Here is an 18015-nt window from a genome sequence, read left to right on the forward strand (position 1 = left end):
CCACACACGAGTAGGAAGACGGAAAATTTACAGCTGCTTTTCTGCGCCAGTCCGCGCCAGCTTCTCGGCCCGAAACAGGTCGTCACTCGCCTGCAGGAGCTTGGCGCGTAGCTGCGGATTATAATCGGGATGCGCGGCCAGAAAGCTCCGCACGGTAGCGGCGGCCGTGGGCGACTGGTAGCTGCCCAGCGTAGCCTGGAGCCAGGAATACGGAAAGAAAATATCGCCGGTGAGCTGAATTTCCTGTAATAAATCCAGGCTGGCAGGCAGGTATTTCTCGGACGTGGCCTGCCGCAGCGGGTGGTGCAGGTAGCCGAGCGCAGCCGTGACCCAGGCTTCTTTGGCGCGGCCGGTTTTGTCTTTCAGGCTGGCAAAAAAAGCATCGCGGGTAGCCCCGTCCGGCGACAGCGCGGGCATGAGGAACTGCAGGCGCTGGCGGCGGTCGGCGTTGGTGATGCGGGCAAGTTGGGCGGGCAGAATGGGTTCAGCGGCGGGGTAGTCGCGCACGGCCAGCGCCAGGGCCAGGGCGGTGTAGTCGTCCTCGGTCAGCTTCACGCGGGCGGGCGCTTTTTGAGTTTGCCAGATTTGATATAGGCGGGTTTGGGCCGGCTTGGTCAGGGCAATGGACTGGTAGGTTTTGAAAAGCTGCTTCTGGGAATTGGGCGAGGAGTTTTTCAGCAGCGCCGCCCACAGGTCTTTTTCCAGCCCCGGCCCCACGGCCAGCCGTTGGGCCGGCGTGAGAAACTGCCAGAAAACAGCGCTAGCCTGGCCCGTGAGCAACTTCAGGTTCAGCTCCTCGGGCTCTAGCGTCAGCGCCTGGCGATAGGCAGTGAGCAATTTCAGCGGCGTAATATCCTGGCCGTTGAGCATGTTCTCATACAGGTTGACGTAGCTGGCCGCCCGGGTCACCGGGTTTTGCAGGCGCGGCACGGCAGTCAACAATTCCGGCGCGGCCGGAAATACGCCGTAGCCCAGCCCCGTGGAATTGAAAACGATGCGCCGGGGCAGAAACGGCAGCCGAATTTCTTTTTCCTTGCCCTCCATTTTCACGCTCAGCTGCTGCTGCTGCTCGCCGCTGGCCGACTCTATCAGCACCTCAAACTCCTGCGGCCACAGGCGGTCGGAGCCGTCCTCGGCCGTTTGCGTCACATAAAGCCCGTACCGCTTGTCGTGCCCCCCGCTGTAGCGGTAGGTGAAGACGGGGCGGCCGGGCTGGTTCACCCACACCTGGTTCCAGGCTTGCAGGTCGGCGGGGGTGCGGGCGTCAAGGATTTTGATGAGGTCGGGCCAGGTGGCGTTGCCGTGGGCGTAGGTTTTGAGGTATTCGCGCAGACCGTCGCGGAAAGCCTCCGCCCCCATCAGGCGCTCCAGCTGGCGCATCATGATGGGCGCTTTGTGGTAGATGATGTTGCCGTAGAGCGAGCCTGCATCCTGCAAATTGGCCAGCGGCTGGCGGATAGGGTTAGCCCCGGCCGTGCGGTCGATGCCGTAGGCGGCGGGGTAGTGGTCGATGACGAACTTGAGGTCGTAGTTCGAGTTTTTGACGGCCACCTGCGTGATTTTATCGGCCATGAAATTGGCAAACACCTCCTTCATCCACACGTCGTTGAACCACTGCATGGTCACCAAATCGCCGAACCACATGTGCGCCGTTTCGTGCGACACGAGGTTGGAGCGGGCCAGAATTTGGTCCTGCGTCGCGCCCTCATCCAGAAACAGCGTCGAGGCCTTGTAATCAATGGCCCCCACGTGTTCCATGCCGCCGTACTGAAAATCGGGAATCGCCACAAAATCAAACTTCTGGAACGGGTATGGCAGGCCGGTGTACTGCTCCATAAATGCCAGCGCATCGGCGTGCAGCTGGAAAATGGGGCCGAGGCTGAGGCGCAGCTTGGCGGGGTCGGTTTCGCGGTGCAGGAAGCTCATGGGCCGGCCGCTCAGGGTCCGGTTGAGGCGCGTGAACTTGCCGGCCGCGAAGGAAAACAGATAGGTGCTGATGCTGTCGGAAGCGGCGAAAGTGTAGTGCTTGGTCGCGCCATTGAGCACAGAATCGGCCACGGGCGCATTGGCTATGGCTTGCCAACTGGCGGGCACAGTCAGCACTAAGCTGAAAGTAGCCTTCAGGTTAGGCTGGTCGAAGACCGGTAAGACGGTGCGGGCGCGGTCGGGCACCAGCAGGGTGTAGAGGTAATCGTCATTGCGGTTGAGTGATAATTCGCCGGCCGTAAGGCTGATTTCGGCCACGTTTCGGCCCAGACGCAGCGCGGCGGCGGGCAGCACGAGGTGTTCGTTGCGGTAGTCGAGGGCCACGGACTGCCCGTTGACGGTGAGGCTGCGCAGGTGGCTGGTGGCAGCCTTGAAATCAAGCTGCACCGGGTGGCGGTTGTCGGTCAGGTAAAAAGAGACGGACTCGCTCACCTCAATTGGATTGGCCTTTTTTTCGGGAATGCCCAGGCTGATATTATAAGCCACGCGGCTAATAGTGGCCTTGCGCGCCACGGCCAGCGCTTCGGACACGCCGGTGGTCACGGGCGGGTCGGGCTCGGCGGGCGTGGCCGGTACTGCGGGTTGTGGGGTGGTCGTCACGGGCGTGCTGAACATGGGGGCACGGTGGCAGGCTGCGGCGCTCAGCGCCAGCAGAACCGCCCCGGCCCTGCCATATTTACGAAAGCTAAATGTCATTGGAATAGGCCAGTGCTGAGAGCTTCAAAAGTAACCGCCGCGTTGTGAGTACTGCCCTGCCGCCGTCTGAGATGCCGCCGGTGCGCCTGTATCCGATGGGCGATGCGGCCGTGGTGCTCGAATTCGGCGACCGCATCAGCCCGGCTACGCACCGGGCCATTGCGGGTTTTAGCGCCCGGCTGGCGCGGCAGCCATTTGCAGGGCTACGCGAGGTGGTGCCCGCTTTCACCACCCTCACCGTGTATTACGACCCTTACTTGGTGAGCGAAAACGGCTGCTACGCGCCCTACGAGCGAGTAGCGGCGCAGCTGCAGGATTTGCTGGCAGCTGCCGAAGAATCTGATTATGAGGCCGCCTTTGAAACCAAAGTCGTAACAATCCCGGTGTGCTACGGCGGCGCGTTTGGGCCAGATTTGGAATTCGTGGCCGCTCATGCCGAGGTATCGGTGGCTGAGGTCATCGCCCGGCACACTGCTCCGGAATACTTGGTGCACATGATTGGCTTCGCGCCCGGCTTCCCGTACCTGGGCGGGCTGGATGCCCGGCTGGCCACGCCGCGCCGACCGCAGCCGCGCCCGCTGGTACCGGCCGGCACGGTAGGCATCGCCGGGCCGCAAACGGGGATTTACTCGCTGCCCACGCCGGGTGGCTGGCAGCTCATTGGGCGCACACCGCTCCGGCTGTTCAATCCGCATTGGGCCGCGCCCAGCCGGCTGCGGGCGGGCCAGAAGCTGCGGTTTGTGGCCATTTCGGAGGCAGAATTCATGGAAATTCAACGGCAGGAGCTTCAGCCATGAGCCTGCGCATCCTCCGTCCCGGCCTGCTGACCACCGTGCAGGACCTCGGCCGCTTCGGCTATCAGCAGGATGGCATCATCGTGAGTGGCGCGGCCGATACCGTGGCCTTGCGCGTGGGCAACCTGCTGGTGGGCAATGCTGAAACCGCCGCTGGTCTCGAAATTACCTTGCTGGGGCCGAAAATCTGCTTCGATGCCGACCATCTGATTGCAGTCACCGGCGCGCACCTCTCCCCCACCCTCAATGGGCAGCCGGTAGGCCGGAACCGCGCCATCTGGTTAGCAGCAGGTGCGGAGCTGGCGTTCGGGCCGGCCGTGGCGGGATGCAGGGCGTATCTGGCGGTGGCGGGCGGCGTGGCCGCGCCGCTGGTGCTGGGCAGCCGCTCTACGTATTTACGGGCCGGCTTTGGGGGGCTGGATGGCCGGGCCTTGCGGGCCGGTGATGTGCTGCCAATCGGTGAGCCCTCCGCAACTGGCGCGGCAATTGAGGCCGCCCTTTTCAACAGCCAAAAAGCATGGAACCAGGCTCGTTTCACGCCCGGCCCGGACTTGTGGCCCATGCCCCGGCCGGAGCCCATTATCCGAGCCGTGCGCGGGCCGGAATACGTGCAGTTTTCGGCCGAAAGCCAGCAGGCATTCTGGCAGGAGCCCTTCACCGTCAGCACCGAGGCCGACCGCATGGGTTGCCGCCTGCAAGGGCCGGGCCTTGAGCGGCTCGAAGCCACCGAGCTGCTGTCGAGCGCCGTTACGTTCGGGACGGTGCAGGTGCCAGCCGGCGGGCAGCCCATCGTGCTGCTGGCCGACCATCAGACCACCGGCGGCTACCCACGCATTGCGCAGGTGATTTCGGCCGATTTTTCGGCGCTGGCACAGTTGCGGCCGGGGCAGCGCCTGCGGTTTCAGGAAGTGGCGCTGGATGAGGCACAGGCGTTGTATCTGGCGCAGGAAGTGCGGGTGCGCGGGTTGCGGCGGGGAATTACCACGGTTTTTGGGGATTGCAGAAAGCCTGTCATGCTGAGCGTAGTCGAAGCATGACGGGCTTTCTTGACGTTCTTTCGCGCCAAATCTATTAATCCCAACATGCCCCCAACCCACTCCGTTGACCTGAACTGCGACATGGGCGAGAGCTTCGGCGCCTGGACGCTGGGCCAAGATGCCGCGCTGATGCCCCTCATCACTTCGGCCAACATCGCCTGCGGCTACCACGCCGGCGACCCCGCCGTGATGAAGCAAACCGTGCGCGCTGCCCTCAAGCATAATGTGGCCCTCGGGGCCCACCCCGGCCTGCCCGACTTGGTGGGTTTCGGCCGGCGCAACATGGATATTTCGGCCGAGGAAGCGTTTGACATGACGGTGTACCAGCTGGGGGCAATAAATGCCATCGCGAAGGCCGAGGGCGGCCAGCTCCACCACCTAAAGCCCCACGGTGCGCTCTACAACATGGCCGCCACCAACGCCGCCCTGGCCACGGCCATTGCCGAAGCCGTGTACAAGGTGCAGCCCGAGCTGGTGCTCTACGGCCTGGCCGGCTCCGAGCTCACCAAAGCCGGCGAGAAGCTCGGCCTGCGCACCGCCCACGAAGTCTTCGCTGACCGCACCTACCAGGCCGACGGCACCCTCACCCCGCGCCGCCAGCCCGATGCCCTCATCACCAGCGCCGACGCGGCCATTGCCCAGGTGCTGCGCATGGTGCAGGGCGGCGGTGTGCGCACCCAGCAGGGCACCGACATGGCCATTCGGGCCGATACCGTGTGCCTGCACGGCGACGGCGCCCACGCCCTCGAATTCGCCCAGCGCCTGCACCAGGAATTGCGCGCCGCCGGGGTACAGCTGCAAGCCACCGGCTCAAAAAGCACCCGATGAAGCCGAAGTTTCGCGCATTCGGCGGGGCCAGCCTGGGGGCGGCGTTTCTGATGGCGAATTCGTCCATCGGGCCGGGCTTTCTCACCCAGACCACGGTGTTCACCCAGCAGCTGCTCACCAGCTTCGGGTTCGTTATACTGATTTCGGTGGTACTCGACATCGGCGCGCAGCTCAACACCTGGCGCATCCTCACGGTGAGCGAGTTGCGGGCGCAGGACCTGGCCAACCGCCTGCTGCCGGGGCTGGGCTACTTCCTGGCCGGCATGGTCATTCTGGGCGGCTTTGCCTTCAATATCGGCAACATCGCGGGCTGCGGGCTGGGGCTGAATGTGCTCACCGGCCTGTCGTACGAACAAGGGGCCATGATTAGCTGCGGGGTGGCGCTGCTGCTGTTCTGGGTGCGCGAAATCGGGAAGATGCTGGACGGGTTCACCAAGATTCTCGGCACGGTCAAGATTCTGCTCACGTTGGGCATTGCCTTCAGCGCGCACCCGCCCCTGGTGCAGGCGCTGCACCACACGCTGCTGCCTGCTCAACTCAGCGCCGCCGCCATTGTCACCATCGTGGGCGGCACGGTGGGCGGCTACATCACGTTTTCGGGTGCGCACCGGCTGCTCGACGCGGGCATCAAAGGCATTGATAACCAAAATGAAGTAACGCGCAGCGCCGTCAGCGGCATTGTTATTTCCACCATCATGCGGTTTGTGCTGTTTTTGGCAATTGTGGGCGTGCTCAGCCACGGGGCCATTCTGGAAAAAGACAACCCGGCCGCGGGCGTGTTCCGCGCGGCGGCGGGCGAGGTGGGCTTTCGAGTGTTCGGGGTGATTTTGTGGAGCGCGGCCATCTCGTCGGTGGTGGGCGCGGCCTACACGTCGGTGTCGTTTTTCAAGACCTTTCACCCGGTGTTTGCGCGGTACGAGCGGGCCTGCATCTCAGTATTTATTGTTCTATCAACCAGTATTTTCGTATTTATCGGCAAGCCTACGCAGCTGCTGGTTTTCGCCGGGGCCATCAATGGGCTGATTCTACCCGTCGCCTTAGGAATTGTGCTGATTGCGGCCACCCGCCGCCGCCTGATGGGCCCCTACCGCCACCCGCGCTGGATGCTGGCCGCCGGCTGGGTAGTAGTGCTGGTGATGGGCGGCCTGAGCGTGCCCGTGCTGGTGGAGCAGGTGGGCGGGCTGCTGCGGTGAGTAGTGAGTAAAATGAACGACGTGCTGGTTCCAAATCCCTCCCATGTCCACCCCCAACCCCTTCCACCGCGAAACCCTGCTCCGGCAGCTTACCGCCACCCCGGCCTGGGACCTCATCGTGATTGGCGGGGGCGCCACGGGGCTGGGCGTGGCGCTCGACGGCATCAGCCGGGGCTATAAGACGCTGCTGCTGGAACAGGCCGATTTTGCCAAAGGCACCAGCAGCCGCAGCACCAAGCTGGTGCACGGCGGCGTGCGCTACCTCGCGCAGGGCGACATCGGACTGGTGCGCGAGGCGCTGCACGAACGCGGCCTGCTGCTGCGCAACGCTCCGCACCTGTGCCGTAATCAGGCGTTTATCATCCCGAATTATACCTGGTGGGGTGGCCCGTTCTACACCCTCGGCCTGAAAATGTACGACCTGCTGGCGGGCAGCCTGAGCCTGGGCGCCTCCACGCACCTCAGCCGGGCCGAGACGCTGCGCCAGCTGCCCGGCCTGCGCCCGGCAGGCCTGCGCGGCGGCGTGCTGTACAACGACGGCCAGTTCGATGACGCCCGCCTGGCCGTGAACCTGGCCCAGACTTGCATCGATGGCGGCGGCACGGCGCTCAACTACTTCCCGGTGCGCGGCCTGCTGAAAGACGCCGCCGGCCGCGTGGCCGGTGTGCGCGCCACCGACCAGGAAACCGGCCGCGAATACAAGCTAAGCGCCAAAGCCGTGGTGAATGCCACCGGCATTTTCGTGGATGAAATCCGGCAACTCGACGAGCCGCAAGCCGCCCCGCTGGTGCAGCCCAGCCAGGGCGTGCACCTGGTGCTGGACCAGTCGTTTCTGCCCGGCGCGGCAGCCCTGATGATTCCGCACACCGACGACGGCCGGGTATTGTTTGCCGTGCCGTGGCTGGGCCGCCTAGTGCTGGGCACCACCGATACGCCCGTGCCCACCGCCAGCCTGGAGCCCCGCGCCCAGGAGGCCGAAATCGACTTCCTGCTGCGCACCGCTGCCCAATACCTCACCCACGCCCCTACTCGCGCCGATGTGCTAAGCGTCTTCGTGGGCCTGCGCCCGCTGGCAGCGTCCACGACGGGCTCGACTAAAACCAAGGAGATTTCGCGCCGCCACAAAATCGTGGTTTCGGCCACCGGGCTCGTCACCATTACCGGCGGCAAGTGGACCACCTACCGCCGCATGGGCCAGGACACCATCGACCAGGCCATTGCCTTGGGCCAGCTACCGCCTGCCGCCTGCCAAACGGAACACCTGGCCATCCACGGTGCCGGCGCACTTGCCGAAAAGGCCACTTTGCCCGCCCATCTGGCCGCCTATGGCAGCGACCAGCCGGCCCTGCTGAAACTCATTGCCGACAACCCGGCACTGGGCGCAAAGCTGGATGCGCAATTCGACTTTTTGCAAGCCGAGGTGGTGTGGGCTGCCCGCCACGAGCTGGCCCGCACCGTGGAAGACGTGCTGGCCCGCCGCGTGCGTCTGCTGTTTCTGGACGCGGCGGCCGCTGTGCGCGCCGCACCCACCGTGGCCGCCCTGCTGGCCCGGGAGCTGGGCCACGATGCCGCCTGGCAGGCCCGGCAGGTGGCGGCGTTTGTAGAGTTGGCGCAGGGCTATCGGTTGGCGGGGTAGTGCGGGGCAGCGGGCATTACCTCACGCGGGGCAATTAATTCAGGAATCGGAACGCAGCCAGCGAGTTAAACCAGCGCGTTTTCCCTACATTAGCCCGGCCTTTTTACGGATAATCGCATGAGCACTTCTTCGGAAACTTCCACCTCGCCCGCCCCCGGCCTCATCAGTCTCGACCTGGCCCCGGTGCCTTTTGCCGAGCGCACCTGGGGCACGGGCCACTACGCCGCGCTCTGGATTAGCATGAGCCTGTGCATTCCGACCTACATGCTGGCCAGCTCGCTGATTGAGGGCGGCATGAACTGGTGGCAGGCGCTGCTCACCATCTTTCTGGGCAACACCATTGTGCTGGCCCCCATGCTGCTCAATGGCCGGGCCGGGGCGCGCTACGGCATCCCGTTTCCGGTGCTGGCCCGCGCCAGCTTCGGGGTGCGCGGGGCCAATGTGCCGGCGCTGCTGCGGGCCATCATCGCCTGCGGCTGGTTCGGCATCCAGACCTGGATTGGCGGCTACGCGCTCTACCAGATGGCCGTGCTGTGGGTGCCTTCGCTGGGCACGCTGCCGGCCATTTTCCCGGCCAGCTGGGCGCTGGCTACGGGGCCGGCGCTGGTGTTTCTCTTGTTTTGGGCCTTGAATATGTACGTGGTGTACCTCGGGGTCGAGAGCATTCGCAAGCTCTTGGTGTTCAAGGCGTTTTTCCTGCCGCTGGCGGCGCTGGCGCTGTTGTGGTGGGCCATATCGGCCGGGCACGGACTGGGGCCGATATTGGCGCAGCCGAGCAAATTCACTTCCAGCGCAGCGTTCTGGGCTTTCTTTTTTCCCTCGCTCACGGGCATGGTGGGCTTTTGGGCCACGCTTTCGCTTAATATTCCCGATTTCACGCGCTATGCCGTGAGCCAGCGGGCACAGCAGCTAGGGCAGGCGCTGGCACTGCCCGCGTCCATGACGTTGTTCTCTTTTGTGGGCGTGGTCGTGACTTCGGCCACGTTCATCATCTACGGCAAAACCATCTGGGACCCGGTGGTGCTGGCCGGTCGCTTCGACAGCAAGCTGCTGGTGAGCTTCGCCATGATTGCCGTGGCCCTGAGCACGCTGGCTACCAACATTGCGGCCAACATCGTGAGCCCGGCCAACGACTTCGCCAACTTCTCGCCCGAGCGCATCAGCTTCAAGACTGGCGGCTATATCACGGGCGTGCTGGGCGTACTGATATTCCCCTGGAAGCTGATTGCCGACCCCTCGGGCTACATTTTCACCTGGCTGGTGGGCTACTCGGGGCTGCTGGGCCCCATCGGCGGCATCATGATTGTGGACTACTACCTCGTGCGCCGCCAACAGCTCGACGTGCCCGATTTGTACCAGTACCACGGCCGCTATGCCTACCGCGGCGGCTTCAACCCGGCCGCCATTATCGCCCTCATCATCGGCGTGCTGCCCAACGTGCCGGGCTTCCTCACGGCCATCGGCGTGCTGAACAAAGGCGCGGTGTGGCCGGCGCTGGTGGCCGTGTACAACTACGCCTGGTTCGTGGGGTTTGCGGTGTCCGGGCTAGTGTATTGGCTGCTGATGCGTGGGCAAACGGCCGTCCGGCCAGCGGCAATGGCGTCTTCGGCAATGGCAGCTTCCGCACCTTCGGTGGCGCAATAAGTCCTTGGCAACCGGAAATCACACTACCGCCACCAGACCGGCAAACCACTATGTTTCAATGCTACCATCGGGGTACGGCTCAGTGCGGGCCGGCGTCGATGAACGGACTTTGTGCTACCGCTCCCGGAATCCCCGTATGAAGGCTGGTACAATCCGATTCCGACCATGCTCAAACCTGCTACTTCTAACTCCCGTTCCGGCTTCGTGCGCGTGCGCGGCGCCCGCGAGCACAATCTCAAAAACGTCGATGTCGAGATTCCCCGCGATGCGCTGGTGGTGTTCACCGGCGTGTCGGGCTCGGGCAAGTCGAGCCTAGCATTTGGCACGCTCTACGCCGAGGCCCAACGGCGCTACCTGGAATCGGTGTCGCCCTACGCCCGCCGGCTGTTTCACCAGATGGCCGTGCCCGAGGTGACGGCCATTGAGGGGCTACCGCCGGCCGTGGCCTTGCAGCAGCAGCGCGGCGCGCCCAGCACCCGCTCGTCGGTGGGCTCGGTCACGACGCTTTCGAATCTGCTGCGGATGCTGTACTCGCGGGCCGGCGACTACCCGCCCGGCCAGGGCATCATCTACGCCGAATCCTTTTCGCCCAACACCGCCGAGGGTGCCTGCCCCACCTGCCACGGCCTGGGCCGCGTGTACGAGGTAACCGAACAAAGCATGGTGCCCGACCCCACGCTCACCATCCGCGAGCGGGCCATTGCGGCCTGGCCCCAGGCCTGGGGCGGCCAGAACCAGCGCGACATTCTGGTGAGCATGGGCTTCGATATAGATACTCCGTGGAAAGATTTGCCCCAGAAGGACCGCGACTGGATTCTCTTCACCGAGGAGCAGCCCGTGCTGCCGGTGTACCCCGGCTACTCGCCCGAGCAAACCCAGCGCGCCATCAAGCGCCGCGAGCCGCCGGGCTACATGGGCACCTTCACGGGGGTGAAGAAGTACGTGCTGCACACCTTCGCCACCACCCAAAGCGCGCTGATGAAGAAGCGCGTGGCCCAGTACATGCTGGGCTCCGACTGCCCCACCTGCCACGGCAAGCGCCTGCGCCGGGAGTCGCTGTCGGTGAAATTCGCCGGGCTGGACATCGCCGAAATGTCGCGCCTACCCCTGAAGCGGCTGTCGGCGCTGCTGCAGCCGTTTGCCGAGGGCAAAGCCGGCAAGCAGAAGCACGATAAGGAGCATCCGGAGCAGGCCATCGTAGCGCGGCGCATCGCCGAAGATTTGGCCGCCCGCCTCACGGTGCTGCTCGATTTGGGGCTAGGGTATTTGTCCTTGGAGCGCGGCACGCCTACGCTTTCGCCCGGCGAGCTGCAACGCCTGCGGCTGGCCACGCAGCTGTATTCCAACCTGTTCGGCGTAGTTTATGTTCTTGACGAGCCCAGCGCCGGCCTGCACCCGGCCGATACCGAAGCGCTGCTGAAGGCGCTGGCCGGCCTGAAAAGCGCAGGCAATTCGCTCTTTGTGGTGGAGCACGATTTGGACGTCATTCGCCAGGCCGACTGGCTGGTGGACGTAGGCCCGGCCGCCGGCGAGAAGGGCGGCGAAATCCTCTACAGCGGCCCACCCGAGGGCTTGCGCCTCATGCTGGAATCGCAGACGCGCCAGTTTCTCTTCGATGCGCCCGCCCTGCCCGAAGCGCCGCCCCGCGCCCCCACCGGCTGGCTGAAACTGGCCGGCGTGACGCGCAACAACCTCGAAAACCTGGCTGTAGAATTTCCGCTGGGCGTGTTCACCACGGTTACCGGCGTGTCGGGCTCGGGCAAATCCAGCCTCGTGAGCCAGGTATTGGTCGAGCTGGTAGCCGAAAGCCTGGGCCAGGCCATTGAGGCCGAAGAAGAGGAAACCGACCCGCTGGCCGCGCCCGCACCGGCCACGCTGGGCGGCCGCATCACGGCCGGCCTCGACAAAATCAAGCGCCTGGTGCGCGTCGACCAGAAGCCCATCGGCCGCACGCCGCGCTCCAACATGGCCACCTACACCGGCCTGTTCGACCACGTCCGCAAGCTGTTCGCGGCCACCCCCGAGGCCCGCAAGCGCCGCTACGACGCCGGCCGCTTCTCCTTCAACGTGGCCAAAGGCCGCTGCGAAAACTGCTCGGGCGAGGGCTTCGTGATGGTTGAATTGCTCTTCCTGCCCAGCGTGTACGCGCCCTGCCCCGTCTGCCACGGCGCGCGCTACAACGCCAAAACCCTCGAAGTGCAGTACCACGGCCGCAACATTGCCGAAGTGTTGGGCCTGACCGTGGACGACGCCTGGGAGTTCTTCGCCGACGAGCCCGCCATTTTCCGGGCCCTCACGGTGCTGCGGGAAGTGGGCTTGGGCTACCTGCGTCTCGGCCAGCCCGCCACCGAGCTCTCCGGCGGCGAGGCCCAGCGCATTAAGCTGGCCACTGAGCTCCAACGCATCGGCCGGGGCAACACGCTTTATGTATTGGATGAACCCACCACCGGCCTGCACCCGTCGGACATTGAGAAGCTGATGCTCCAGCTCGAAGGTCTGGTAGCCGCTGATAACACGGTTATTGTGGTGGAACACGACATGCGGGTAGTGGCCGGTTCCGACTGGGTTATCGACATCGGCCCCGGCGCGGGTGAGGACGGTGGCAAGGTAGTAGCCGCCGGGCCGCCGGCCGAGGTAGCCCGCGCCAAGCAAAGCCGCACCGCGCCCTATCTGAACCGCTTTTTGGCCGAATCAAAATGAGGCTGAAATCCGGACCTCCCCCAACAGCAGGTAAGTTCGCAGCTACAACTACGCCGCTGCACAGAAGTATTGCATGAAATCACTAGCCGGTCCTGCTGAACGCAGTCAAAGCAGGACCGGCTTTGTTGACACACTCGCTCGTTGAAGACTACTTAACAAAAGGTATTTTCATATCCCCTGACTGCTTTTTGATGGTGCATTTTTCCTCTTTTCCCCAGGTACTGCGCGGTGCATTTGTGCTGCTTTGCCTGGTGGCTGCCCGCCCGGCCGCGGCCCAAACCCGCCAGGAATATACCCTGAGTTCGAACTGGAAATTTGCCAAAGGCGAGCAGCCCGATGCCGCCAAGCCCGGCTTCAACGATGCGCAATGGCAAACCGTGCAGGTGCCGCACGACTGGGCTATCTACGGCCCTTTCGACGGCAAGAACGACCTGCAAACGGTGAAAATTGAGCAGAACAACGAGAAGGCTGCCACCCAAAAAGCCGGGCGCACGGGCGGGCTGCCCTTCATCGGCACGGGCTGGTACCGGCGCAAGCTGGCGGTGCCAGGCTTCGGGCCGGGCAAGCGGGCCGTGTTGCTCTTCGACGGCGCCATGAGCGACGCCCACGTCTTCGTGAACGGCCAGGAAGTGGGCAACTGGCCCTACGGCTACAATTCCTTTTCCTTCGACATCACCTCTTTCCTGAAAGCCGGCGCCGACAACACGCTGGCCGTGCGCCTCACCAACCAGCCCCAGTCTTCGCGCTGGTACCCCGGCGCGGGCCTTTACCGCAACGTGCACCTCATCGTGACCGACGACGTGCACATCCCGGTGTGGGGCACCTACCTCACCACACCCGAAATTACGTCCCAGGCGGCCCAGGTGAAGCTGCGCACCCAGGTGGCGGCGCCCGGCGGTGCCCGCCCGGCCCTGCGCCTCGTCACCGAAATTCGGGACGCGGCCGGCAAGGTAGTGGCCACCCAGACCAGCAGCCTGGCCGCGCCCGACCAGCCGGAATTTGCCCAAACCCTGACCGTGCCCCAGCCCAGGATGTGGTCGCCCGAAACGCCCGTGCTCTACACTGCGGCGTCGAAGCTGTATGCGGGACAGGCGCTGAAGGACACGTACACCACCCGCTTCGGCATTCGCTCCTTCAAGTTTGAGGCCGGCAAAGGCTTCTCACTGAACGGGCAGCCGCGCAAGTTCAAGGGCGTGTGCAACCACCACGACTTGGGCCCCCTGGGTACGGCCGTGAACACGGCTGCCCTGCGCCGCCAGCTGGCCTTGCTGAAGGATATGGGCTGCGACGCCATCCGCACTTCGCACAACATGCCTACGCCGGAGCTAGTGAGCCTGGCCGACGAAATGGGCTTCATGCTGATGGTGGAGGCCTTTGACGAATGGAAAACGCCGAAGGTGAAAAACGGCTACAGCCAGTATTTCGATGAATGGTCGGAGCGCGACCTGGTGAACATGGTGCACCGCGACCGCAACCATCCCTCGGTCATCCTGTGGAGCATCGGCAACGAAGTGCCCGACCAAAGCAATGCCAACAGCACGATGCTGACTAAGCGCCTGCAAGACATTGTGCACCGCGAAGACCCCACCCGCCCCGTGGGCGCGGGCATGAACCGCTACGACGACGGTTTCAAGTTCGGCATGGCCACCACCCTCGACATTCCCGGCTTCAACTACAAGCCCAGTCGCTACGCCGAGGCGGTGGCCAAGCTACCGCAGGGCTTCTTGCTGGGGTCGGAAACGGCCTCGACGGTGAGCTCGCGCGGGGTGTATAAGTTTCCGGTCGAGAAGGCCAAGCACAAGAAATACCCGGATAATCAGTCGTCTTCCTACGACCTGGAAGTCTGCAGGTGGTCGCAGACGCCCGACGAAGAATTTGCGATGCAGGAAGACCAGCCCGCCGTCGTGGGCGAGTTTGTGTGGACCGGCTTCGACTACCTCGGCGAGCCCACGCCCTACGACGAGGCCTGGCCCTCGCACAGTTCCATGTTCGGCATACTCGACCTGGCCGGCCTGCCCAAAGACCGGTTTTACCTCTACCGCGCCCATTGGAACACCGCCCAGCCCACCCTACACCTGCTCCCGCACTGGACCTGGCCCGGCCGCGAAGGCGAAACCACCCCCGTATTTTGCTATACCAGCTACCCCTCCGCCGAGCTGTTTGTGAACGGCATCAGTCAGGGCCGCCAAACCAAGGCGAAATCGGACCAGTCCCAAACGCGCTATCGCCTCATGTGGAACGACGTGAAATACGCGCCCGGCGCCCTCAAAGTAGTGGCCTACGACGCCCAGGGCAAGGCCGTGGCCGAAGAAACCGTGCGCACCGCCGGCACCCCGCACCACATCAAGCTGGTGGCCGACCGCACCGCTCTTGCTGCTGACGGGCAGGACCTGGCCTACATCACGGCCCGCGTGGAAGACGCCCAGGGCAACCTCTGCCCCGATGCCACCAACCAGTTGCAAGTGAAGGTGAGCGGCGCGGGCCGCTTCCGCGCCATGGGCAACGGCGACCCTACCAGCCTGGAGCTGTTCCACCAGCCCGAGATGCACGCCTTCCACGGCCAGTTGGTAGCCATTGTGCAAGCCGCTGATAAAGCCGGCAACATTCAGCTCAGCGTATCGGCCCCCGGCTTGGCCAGTGCCACGCTGGCGCTAAAAGCTGGCGTAGGCAAGTAGGCAGATACCAGCTTCCGGTAGCCACCAAAGAAAAAAGGCCGTTTCCAATCTGGAAACGGCCTTTTAGGTAGCGGGGACTGGACTCGAACCAGTGACCTTTGGGTTATGAGCCCAACGAGCTACCAACTGCTCCACCCCGCACTGTTTGGTTCTGCAAAGGTAGGAAAATTTATTTACAAACCAAGGCCTGCGTGGTCAATTAGCCCTTTTGGTGTGCTTTTTTTTCGATAGCCACAGGCTATGAACTGGCATTGCCGGACGTAACCCACAGGTAATGCGCGCTTTGCCGCTCAAGCTGTTTCTGCCACCGCCAAGCTTGTTTTCTGGTACTGAAAGCGATTTTTGAAACGGTCAAGCGGTTCTTCCACAAAATACCAGGAGGCGGCGGCCAGTCCAGCCAGCACCGGGCCCAGCACCAACAGCGTGGGAAGGGGCCCCATCCAGAAGGCCCGCCCTGTGGCATCGGGCACAAAGTAATACACCAGTCGCTGCCAGAATACGAACAGGGGCAAGTGATAGAGGTAAAAGCCGTAGCTGCGCCGGCCCATCCACTGCGCCACGGGCTGCAGCAGGCCGAGCCGGCGGGCGGCATCGGGGCTGCCCAGCAGCCAATTGATGGTGAGGAAAGCGGCCCCAGCAATGCATGTTCCGAAGCTGCCGTGCCACGCCAGCGCCCACGGGCCGCCATCGAACACCCGCACGCCCACGGCCCAAGCGCCCCAGGCCAGCAGCACCAGCCAGCCGCTGCGCCACCGCGCCAGCCAGGCCTGGCGCTGGCCCAGCCGCAGCAGCGTGCCCAGCGCAAACAGGTCGAGGCTGGAGGGCAGCAGCAGGTGCATCATGCCCGAGCCCACCTGCGCCAGCCAGAACAGCCGAAATGCCCAGGCCGTGACCGCCAGCCCCAGCAACGGCCACACCCGCCGGCCCACCATCCCCAGCACAAGCGGCCAGAGCAGGTAAAACTGCTCATCCACGGCCTGGGTCCAGTAGTGGCCGCAGCCGTCGCCCCAGCCGCGCATCTTGTAAAACAGCAGGTTGGCGCCCGGCAGCAGAAACCAGCCCAGGTGCTGCTGCACGGTTTCGAGGGGCAGCAGGTAGCAGCCGGCCAGGGCCAGGTAGTAGGGCGGAATAATGCGCAGCACCCGCCGAATGAAAAACGTGCGCAGCTGCGGGCCCCAGCCGCCGGGCGCTCCCACGTAGGCCCCGTACTTCCAGATAATGCCCGAAACCAGATAGCCGCTGAGCATGAAAAACAGTGCCCGCCCCATCTCCCCAAACGGAAATGGCGGGTGCACCCAGTGCTGCAGCACCACCACGCCCACGGCCACGGCGCGCAGGCCGTTGAGCTCGGGGCGAAAAGCAAGGGGCGTGGACGGCGGCGCGGTGGACATATGAAGTAAAAGGCCCGCGAAATTACGCGGCAGCGGGTCGGCCGGAATCAGGGACGCGGCTTTGTGCGGACCTTTGCCCTCCCAACCGGCCGCCCAGCGGCTTATTTGCCCGCATGCTTATGTCCGACAAACGCTCTCCTGCCCTTAGCTTTATTTTCATCACCATCCTGGTTGACGTTATCGGCCTGGGCATCATTATTCCCGTGGTGCCTAAGCTCATCGAGCAGCTCACGGGCGAGGGGCTGAGCCGGGCCGCCATCTATTCGGGCTGGCTCACGTTTGCCTACGCTAGCGCACAGTTTTGCTTCGCGCCGGTGATGGGCGGCCTCAGCGACAAGCTGGGGCGGCGGCCGGTGCTGCTGACCTCTTTGCTGGGCCTGGGGCTCGATTATGTGTTTGTGAGCTTCGCCCCCACGCTGGCCTGGCTGTTTGTCGGGCGCGTGATTGCGGGGATGGCGGGGGCCAGCTTCACCACGGCCACGGCCTACATTGCCGACATCAGCACGCCCGAGAAGCGGGCCCAGAACTTCGGCCTGGTGGGGGCCGCGTTTGGCATTGGCTTTATCGTGGGGCCGGCAATGGGTGGTTTGCTGGCCCATTTTGGCCCACGCGTGCCGTTTATGGTGGCCGCCGGCCTGAGCCTGTGCAATGTGCTCTACGGCTATTTCGTGCTGCCCGAGTCGCTGGCACCGGACAAGCGCCGGCCGTTTGAGTGGCGACGGGCCAACCCGGTGGCTTCACTATTACGCCTGGGCAAATACCCGGCCGTGTCCGGGCTAGTGGCCGCGCTGGTGCTGCTGTACCTGGCGGGCTCGGCTACGCAGTCGGTCTGGACGTTCTATACCATGCTCAAGTTTGGCTGGACCGAGAAGTTGGTAGGCATTTCGCTGGCCGTCATCGGGCTGTTTACGGGGCTGGTGCAGGGCGGGCTGGTGCGGGTGGCCATTCCGAAGCTGGGCGCGGCCCGCGCCATCGTCATCGGACTGCTGTGCTACACGGTGGGCTTCGTGCTGTTCGCCTTCGCGCCCAATGGCTGGCTGATGCTGGCTTTCCTGGCCCCGTACTGCCTGGGCGGCATCTCGGGACCGGCGCTGCAAAGCACCATTTCGGGCCAGGTGCCGCCCACCGAGCAGGGCGAGTTGCAGGGCGCGCTCACCAGCCTCATCAGCGTAACGGGCGTGGCGGGACCACTGATGATGAGCTACTTATTCGGGGAGTTCACGCACAAGGGGGCCCCGATATACTTTCCCGGCGCGCCCTTCATTCTGGGTGCGGTGCTGGCGCTGGGCAGCGTGGCGCTGGCCGTGCGCTCGCTCCGCAAACACCCGCCGGTGGCCCTCAGCGCGGTGCCGGCCGAGGCAGTGCCGGTACACTAGCGGCGCAGCAGCCCGACGGCAACTGCCGCCCGGGCTTTACTTTGCCGCTCAATTTCTTT

At 64.3% G+C, this 18015-nt stretch carries 11 protein-coding genes and 1 tRNA gene; 9 read left to right on the forward strand and 3 right to left on the reverse strand.

All coding sequences use genetic code 11. The features are described 5' to 3' along the window. Positions 1–27: 27 nt before the first annotated feature. Positions 28–2601 carry a M1 family metallopeptidase gene (locus ACYU7Q_RS17935; protein ID WP_460610799.1) on the reverse strand — a complete coding sequence of 858 codons (2574 nt, stop codon included), beginning with the start codon at positions 2599–2601 and terminating at the stop codon, positions 28–30. A gap of 125 nt (positions 2602–2726) precedes the next feature. Between ACYU7Q_RS17935 and pxpB the strand changes: the two genes are divergently transcribed. From pxpB to galB, 8 genes are all read left to right on the forward strand, one after another. Further along, entirely contained in the window at positions 2727–3479 is a 753-nt protein-coding gene (gene pxpB, locus ACYU7Q_RS17940) for a 5-oxoprolinase subunit PxpB (RefSeq protein ID WP_460610800.1), read from the forward strand. Further along, on the forward strand, positions 3476–4513 hold the full coding sequence (locus ACYU7Q_RS17945) for a 5-oxoprolinase subunit C family protein (protein ID WP_460610801.1): 1038 nt from the start codon (positions 3476–3478) through the stop codon (positions 4511–4513). Before pxpB ends, ACYU7Q_RS17945 begins: the two co-directional genes overlap by 4 nt. Positions 4514–4558: 45 nt before the next feature. Then, a complete protein-coding gene (locus tag ACYU7Q_RS17950) occupies positions 4559–5341 on the forward strand; it encodes a LamB/YcsF family protein (RefSeq protein WP_460610802.1) in 783 nt (260 codons plus the stop codon). Beyond that, a complete protein-coding gene (locus tag ACYU7Q_RS17955; protein WP_460610803.1) occupies positions 5338–6534 on the forward strand; it encodes an NRAMP family divalent metal transporter in 1197 nt (398 codons plus the stop codon). Before ACYU7Q_RS17950 ends, ACYU7Q_RS17955 begins: the two co-directional genes overlap by 4 nt. A gap of 43 nt (positions 6535–6577) precedes the next feature. Further along, positions 6578–8170 (forward strand): glycerol-3-phosphate dehydrogenase/oxidase, encoded by a 1593-nt coding sequence (locus tag ACYU7Q_RS17960; protein WP_460610804.1) that lies wholly within the window; start codon positions 6578–6580, stop codon positions 8168–8170. 117 nt (positions 8171–8287) lie between these two features. Further along, positions 8288–9814 (forward strand): NCS1 family nucleobase:cation symporter-1, encoded by a 1527-nt coding sequence (locus ACYU7Q_RS17965; RefSeq protein WP_460610805.1) that lies wholly within the window; start codon positions 8288–8290, stop codon positions 9812–9814. A gap of 165 nt (positions 9815–9979) precedes the next feature. After that, on the forward strand, positions 9980–12514 hold the full coding sequence (uvrA, locus tag ACYU7Q_RS17970) for an excinuclease ABC subunit UvrA (protein ID WP_460610806.1): 2535 nt from the start codon (positions 9980–9982) through the stop codon (positions 12512–12514). A 191-nt stretch (positions 12515–12705) separates the two neighbouring features. Further along, positions 12706–15189: a beta-galactosidase GalB gene (galB, locus tag ACYU7Q_RS17975; RefSeq protein ID WP_460610807.1), complete on the forward strand. Its 2484-nt coding sequence runs from the start codon at positions 12706–12708 to the stop codon at positions 15187–15189. A gap of 68 nt (positions 15190–15257) precedes the next feature. Here galB and ACYU7Q_RS17980 read toward each other — a convergent pair. Continuing rightward, positions 15258–15330: transfer RNA gene (locus ACYU7Q_RS17980), tRNA-Met, on the reverse strand. Between the two features lie 149 nt (positions 15331–15479). Next, positions 15480–16580 (reverse strand): acyltransferase family protein, encoded by a 1101-nt coding sequence (locus ACYU7Q_RS17985; RefSeq protein ID WP_460610808.1) that lies wholly within the window; start codon positions 16578–16580, stop codon positions 15480–15482. Between the two features lie 119 nt (positions 16581–16699). Here ACYU7Q_RS17985 and ACYU7Q_RS17990 point away from each other — a divergent pair, with 119 nt between their 5' ends. After that, a complete protein-coding gene (locus tag ACYU7Q_RS17990) occupies positions 16700–17956 on the forward strand; it encodes a TCR/Tet family MFS transporter (protein WP_460610809.1) in 1257 nt (418 codons plus the stop codon). The last annotated feature ends 59 nt before the right edge of the window (positions 17957–18015 follow it).

The organism is Hymenobacter terrigena, assembly GCF_054776515.1.